At 58.0% G+C, this 6,430-nt stretch carries 7 protein-coding genes and 1 pseudogene; 6 read left to right on the top strand and 2 right to left on the bottom strand.

Annotation, left to right across the window (positions count from 1 at the left end; translation table 11 throughout):
* Window positions 1-183: 183 nt before the first annotated feature.
* Window positions 184-960: a helix-turn-helix transcriptional regulator gene (locus KB874_RS22710; RefSeq protein WP_212538849.1), complete on the bottom strand. Its 777-nt coding sequence runs from the start codon at window positions 958-960 to the stop codon at window positions 184-186.
* A 125-nt stretch (window positions 961-1,085) separates the two neighbouring features.
* Here KB874_RS22710 and KB874_RS22705 point away from each other — a divergent pair, with 125 nt between their 5' ends.
* The 6 genes and pseudogenes from KB874_RS22705 to KB874_RS23075 all read left to right on the top strand — a co-directional run.
* Window positions 1,086-2,204, top strand: a complete 1,119-nt coding sequence (locus KB874_RS22705; protein WP_346346595.1) for an ABC transporter ATP-binding protein — start codon at window positions 1,086-1,088, stop codon at window positions 2,202-2,204.
* Between the two features lie 39 nt (window positions 2,205-2,243).
* Entirely contained in the window at window positions 2,244-3,401 is a 1,158-nt protein-coding gene (locus tag KB874_RS22700) for an ABC transporter substrate-binding protein (protein WP_212538847.1), read from the top strand.
* A 13-nt stretch (window positions 3,402-3,414) separates the two neighbouring features.
* Window positions 3,415-4,266, top strand: a complete 852-nt coding sequence (locus KB874_RS22695) for an ABC transporter permease (protein ID WP_212538846.1) — start codon at window positions 3,415-3,417, stop codon at window positions 4,264-4,266.
* 11 nt (window positions 4,267-4,277) lie between these two features.
* Window positions 4,278-5,090 carry an ABC transporter permease gene (locus tag KB874_RS22690; protein WP_212538845.1) on the top strand — a complete coding sequence of 271 codons (813 nt, stop codon included), beginning with the start codon at window positions 4,278-4,280 and terminating at the stop codon, window positions 5,088-5,090.
* A gap of 23 nt (window positions 5,091-5,113) precedes the next feature.
* Window positions 5,114-5,872, top strand: coding sequence for an SDR family NAD(P)-dependent oxidoreductase (locus KB874_RS22685; RefSeq protein WP_212538844.1), 759 nt, complete (start codon window positions 5,114-5,116; stop codon window positions 5,870-5,872).
* Window positions 5,853-6,278 (top strand): annotated as a pseudogene (locus KB874_RS23075) (SDR family NAD(P)-dependent oxidoreductase); the annotation flags it as partial. The gene KB874_RS22685 and the pseudogene KB874_RS23075, both read left to right, overlap by 20 nt.
* Window positions 6,279-6,303: 25 nt before the next feature.
* On the opposite strand, the gene KB874_RS22680 reads toward KB874_RS23075, so the two are convergent.
* On the bottom strand, window positions 6,304-6,430 hold a 127-nt coding region (locus KB874_RS22680; RefSeq protein WP_212538850.1), incomplete at its 5' end, for an integrase core domain-containing protein.

Below are 6,430 nucleotides of genomic sequence, written 5' to 3'. Positions count from 1 at the left end.
AGAGCATCGAACCACCAAGCCTTGAGCCACTATCCCCATAGCACCGAAATCCGCCCGCGCTTTCCTCCTTGTCAGATTTGTCGCCGCTGCAGCTCACGCTGACAGCAGCCACAAATCTTAGACGAAGCGGACATTTGCTTACTGCGATGCCACACCCTTGTGCCGCGCCCTTGTGCATTCGAGCTAGCCGGCACCGATGGTGTCCAAGAAGAGAGAAAAGAGCTCACCCTGGGAGTTGATCCTCAGCTTCGAGTAGACGTTGCGGCGGTGAATGCGTACGGTTCCGGGCGCGATCGAGAGCAGCCGCCCAATTGCCTCGGATGAATGGCCTCGCAGGGTCAGTTCAACGATCTGGCCTTCCCTTTCTGTGAGAGCACCATCGCCGATAGTGTTGAAGGCGTCTGCAACTTTCTGGTTCAAAATGTCCGATGTATTGTTGGAGCCTGACCTGTCGATACTAGACCAGTGACGACGACACAATGCTTCGACAACCGGTTGAATTTCAGACAGCACGCGCATCTCGGTCTTGGTGAACTTCTTTTCGGTCCGCATCAGTGACAGGACGATCTGCAGTTCCGAATCCACGTCGATCAGGAACCCGACCTCTTCTGCCAGCCCTGTTTGTACGTAATAGCTTCGATAATACTCACCCTGATAAAAGCGATCCGGCGCTATTTCCTTAAGTCGCCAGATGCCCTGGGGCGTGTCGCCGATGCTCGCCAGGAAGAATGGATCGATAAGGTAAGGCCCCTCAAGATAATCGTCGACGTGGAGCTTTCGCCGCTCAGGGGTGAAATCGTCAAAGAGGGCGAGCGGCCGGTCTTTCCCGATGTATCCAAAGATCACTGTAAACTCGTACGGGATCACGCTGCGTAGGCCATTGGCGAGGGTTTCGGCGAAACCCTCTGTGCCGAGCGCTTCGACGCACAGCGCGGCCTGGCTGTTCCAGTCTGTTGGCATTCCGACCCTCAGCTATCACAAGATGTGTATGACAAATTGCATATTTACACAAACGTTCAATTTGCGACATCGTGTAGGTTGCGCGTTATATGCGCGTTCCCTGTTTTTTCTGCTCAGGCAAGCCGTTGCTGGATCACGATCAGCCCACCGAAAAGATCGATACGCCCATCGCAGAGCTGCGCGGCGTGACAAAACGCTTTGGATCGCTTGTTGCCGTGAACAAGATCGACCTCAGCATAAAGTCGGGTGAGTTCCTGTCATTTCTGGGTCCGTCGGGCTGTGGAAAGACAACTGCGCTCAGGATGCTCGCAGGTTTTGAAACCCCGAGCGAAGGAAAGGTCCTGATCGGAAACCAGGATGTTTCAGAGCTCGAGCCGTACCGGCGACCCGTCAACATGGTCTTTCAAAGCTATGCGCTGTTCCCGCATATGACAGTCGCACAGAACATCGCATACGGGCTGGATCAGCGGCGGCCCAGATTGCCGAAGTCCGAAATCGCCGACAGGGTGCAACGTGTGCTCGACACCGTCCGCCTGGGCGAATTCGGCACGCGTCGCATTTGGGAGATGTCCGGCGGGCAGCAGCAGCGTGTCGCCCTTGCACGCGCCATCGTCAACGAGCCTAAGCTTCTTTTGCTGGACGAACCTCTTGCCGCGCTCGACCGAAAGCTGCGCAAGGAGATGCAGATCGAATTGCAGGATATCCAGCGTCAACTGGGGATCACCTTCATCCTGGTCACGCATGATCAGGAAGAGGCGCTGTCGCTGTCTGACCGGATTTGCGTGATGCGCGCGGGTGCGATCGTTCAGGCCGGCAGCCCGCAGGATCTCTATGATCGCCCGACAACGCGCTATGTCGCCGACTTCGTCGGAACATCGAATTTCTTTGATGGAAAGGTACAGATCGCCTCCAATGGCGACAGAGCGATCACGCTGGGCAACGGGCAGGCCTATTCCAGCGCCATTGGCAGCGACATCGCCCCTGGCCAGGCCGGATGTCTCAGCGTGCGTCCAGAACAGATCAGACTGAGCCCGACCGAAGTGCCGGGCGGTCTCTTGGCGACGGTACAGAACCGCATCTTCTTGGGCGAGCACACCGAGTACGTCGTTCGTCACGAACACCTTGGAAGCATCACCGCACTTGCGCCCCGTCAGGCGGACGCCGGTTTATCGACACTCGGGAAAGGCGACACCGTCTGGGTCCACTGGACCCCGGAGGCTGCCCTAATCCTGAGGCCGGACTGAAGGTCAAAGAGCAGCAACCATCCAACTGGGAGACACGACATGAAAGACAGATCATACATCTCAAAGCGGAAGTTCATGGAAGAGCTGCGTCGCTACGAAAAGGGTTCGGTCACACGGCGACATTTCCTTGGCGTCACTGGGCTCGGCACCGCGACGGCGGTAATGGCAGGCGCATTTCCCGGCCTCAGACCGTCAAGCGCGCTGGCCGGCAGCCATATCGGTGACCGTGTTGTCCTGGCGACCTGGCCGAACTATCACGATCCTGAAAACTTCGAGATCTTCACTGATCAGACAGGCGCTTTCACACAGGTGAACGTCTTTGGTTCGAACGAAGAAATGCTGGCAAAGCTTCAGGCCGGGGGCAGCGGCTGGGACGTCTACGTTCCAACGAATTATACGATCACAACTTATGTCGAAGAAGATCTGATCGAGCCACTCGATCTGTCGAAACTTCCGAACTACGACCCCGATGCATTCGATCCTCGCTTTGCCGACGCTGGGATCGTGGACGGGGTTGTCTATGCGGTGCCGAAGAACTGGGGCACCACCGGCATCGCCAGCAACACGTCGCACAATGGCGGTGCTGCCATCGACAGTTGGAAAGACTTCTTCGATCGCACGATGGATGACTTCTCTGGCCGCACCATGGTGCACGACTATCAGTTGACCACCATCGGCGCTGCGCTGAACTATCATGGATATTCGTTCAACTCGGTCGACGAGGCAGAACTGGCAGATGCGGAAAAACTGCTGATAAACGTCAAGCCGCATCTCTTCGCGATCACGTCGGATTACCAGCCGGCAATGCGGTCGGGAGATGCCTGGCTGACCATCTGCTGGACAGGTGACGGCAAGCAATTGAATACCGATATCCCGGAGATTGCCTTTGCTCTCGGCAAGGAGGGTGGCGAACTCTGGAGCGATTACTACGCCATCCCCAAAGGCGCCCCGCACATGGAAGCGGCCTATGCACTGATCAACTTCATGCTCGATCCCGAAGTCAACGCGCGCGAAGTCCTCGCCCACGGCTATCCGGTCGCAGACAGCCGCACAAACGCCCTGTTGCCAGAGGAGATCTTGAACGACCCGATCCTTTATCCGGCGGCCGAGCGCCTTGATGCGCTCGAATTCGGGGCTGCGGCAACCCTGACTGACCCGAACCGCGCCGAGTTGCTCGCGCGCTTCAAGTCGGCCTGATCGGAGGAAAGGGATGACAGAGCGCGAAAGAAACTGGCTTCTGGTCGCACCTGCGGGAGCCTGGCTGCTGGTTATGCTTGTCCTTCCGCTCTCTGTCGTGCTGATCTTCAGCTTCGGAGAGCGGGCACCTGCCGGTGGCTGGGTGCCCGCTTTCACGTTAGAGCAATACGCGAACCTGCCCGCGCGCCTGACGGCTTTTCAAAACACGCTCACATTGGCGCCATTGGGAACTTTGGCCGCTCTGATCATCGCCTATCCCTTGGCCTATCAGCTCGCCGTGCGAACCGATCCCAAGTGGAAAACTATCCTGCTTGTCCTGGTGATCGTGCCATTCTGGACCTCGATCCTGATCCGCAGCTATGCATGGATTTTCATTCTGGGCGGACAGGGGTTGCCTGCCCTCTTGGGGGTCTTCGGCTTCGAAGGAGTACGGCTGATCTACACGCCCTTCGCGGTCACCGTTGGCATCGTCTACGGCTACCTGCCGCTGATGGTCTTTCCAATCTACGTGGCGCTGGACCGTCTCGACAAACGTCTTCTGGAAGCCTCGTCTGATCTCGGGGCCAGGCCGCTGACGACTTTTCTCCGTGTCACGCTACCAATGTCCATATCGGGCATCGCGACCGGGTGTATGTTGGTCTTCATCTTGTTGATGGGAGAGTTCCTGATCCCGGCACTTCTCGGTGGCGGGAAGGTTTTCTTCGTCGGAAACGCGCTCGTCGATCTCTTCTTGCAGTCCCGGAATTGGGCCTTTGGTTCTGCGGTGGCGGTTATGCTCATACTCGTCATGCTGGTGACCGTCACGATCTACATGCGTCTCATCGCGCGGCTCAGTGCCACGCGTGAAGACGTGTCGATCATGTGAGGCCCTGATCGATGCGCATCTATTCCCTCTTCGTCTATGTGTTCCTCTACACACCGATCGCCATCATCGCGCTATTCAGCTTCAGCGCAGGCCGCAGCGCTAGCCAGTTCGAAGGCTTTTCGCTCAAGTGGTATGGACGGGCGCTTAACAATCCTTTCGTGATGGAGGCGCTTGGCAACAGTCTCCTTGTGGCCTTCGTGTCCGCAACGCTGGCCAGTATTCTGGGCACACTGGCCGCTGTTGGTCTGCAAGGAATCAAAGGACCCGCTCGCTCACTCTTCGACGCGATCATCTACATTGCGGTAATGATTCCGGGCATCGTGATCGGCATCGCAACCCTCATCGCGCTGGTGACGGTTTTCGACGTGGTCAACCCGTGGCTGGCCAGCGTCTGGCCCGAGGGCCGGGAGCCGCCGGCCCTGTCGATGGGCATGCCGTCCCTCATTGCCGCCCATACGATGTTCACATTGGCGCTGGTCGTCCTTATTGTGCGTGCCCGGCTGCAGGGACTCGAAGGCGCCTTGTCTGAAGCCTCTGCCGACCTCTACGCACCGCCCATGCGGACATTCCGGCTGATCACGCTTCCGCTGATCGCACCTGCAATCCTGGCCGGCTTTCTGCTGAGCTTCACCTTCAGCTTCGACGACTTCATCATCGCCTTTTTCGTCGCCGGCTCCGAGACGACGTTGCCCATCTATATCTTTTCTTCGATCCGGCGCGGGGTGACGCCCGAGGTGAACGCCATCGGTACAATGGTGATGCTTGCGTCGCTCGTCCTTCTGGTGATCGCACAACTCATTCTACGGCGCAGCGACAAGAGCTGAGAGCTACAATTCGGGAGGTTTCGATGCTGCTGGAAAATCGCGTTGCTTTCGTGACGGCTGCTGGCTCGGGAATTGGCGCTGCAGGAGCCGAGGCTCTGGCACGCGAAGGCGCTCTTGTGATTGTCACTGACAAAGACGCCGCGGCCGCCGCCGCGGTCGCGGCGCGCATCACAAATGAGGGAAACAAGGCCAGGGCGCTCGAGGTCGACGTCACTGATGATGCTGAACTCGTGTCGGCGATTGATGACGTGGCACGGAACGAGGGCCGACTGGATATTCTGCACTCCCATGCAGGCGTGCAGGTCGAGGGTAAGCTGGAGCAGGTGGCGGTTGCGGATATGGACCTGTCGTGGAGGCTCAATGTGCGCTCCCATTTCGTTGCCGCGCAGGCTGCACTTGCACCGATGCGGCGACAGGGCAAAGGAAGCATCATCATCACATCGTCAAACTCGGGCGTTCAATACGACCGCGAGATGATTGCCTATGCCACGACAAAGCACGCCGTGCTCGCGATGACACGTCAGATGGCCGCAGATTATGCTAGGGAGAACATACGTTTCAACGCGCTCTGTCCCGGGTTTGTCGACACACCTTTCAACCTCGGTTTCGAAGTACAGATGGGCGGGCGCGACAAGCTGGAGGAGTACATCCGCGATGCCATTCCGATGGGCCGCTTCGGTACCGTCGACGAGATTGCAGATGCCATCGTATTTCTTGCGTCCGACAAATCGTCATTCATGACGGGCCACGCCTTTGTGGTCGATGGCGGCGAATGCATCTGAACATGCAGTTAGGGAAACGAAGATGACCGGAAGACTGGGTGGAAAGACGGCAGTGATCTCAGGTGGCGCCGCCGGCATGGGGCGCGTCACGTCTCTTGTTTTCGCCAAAGAGGGCGCGCGCGTTGCCATCATCGACATCCAAGAAGACGCTGGCCGCGAAACCGTCGGGATGATCCGCGACGCCGGCGGAGAGGCGTGGTTCTTTCAGGCCGATGTCGCCAGGTCTGAGGATGTCGACCGGGCTTTCGATGCGATCAAGACAGAGGTGGGCCCCTATGATGTACTCTTCAATCACGCAGGCACGATCATCGTGAAACCACTCCACGAGTCCACCGAAGATGATTACGATCGTCTAATGGACATCAATGTCCGATCCGCGTTTCTGGTCTGCCGGCGCTGGTCTACCCCCAACGAGTGGTCCGGGTTGATTGTTAATGCATCGTCGGTCTCTGGTCTATTGGGACGAAGGTTTCTGGTGCTGGGGGTCGGTAGCCCAGCGAACTGTGCGGTCTGACGGTGTTATAGTGGCGGCGCCAGTTTTCTATGAGGATCTGGGCT

The sequence above is a fragment of the Thetidibacter halocola genome (genome assembly GCF_018224955.1).
Classification (GTDB): Bacteria; Pseudomonadota; Alphaproteobacteria; order Rhodobacterales; family Rhodobacteraceae; genus Thetidibacter; species Thetidibacter halocola.
Note: the sequence above shows the minus strand (reverse complement) of the source record. Positions and strands in the feature narration are given on the sequence as shown.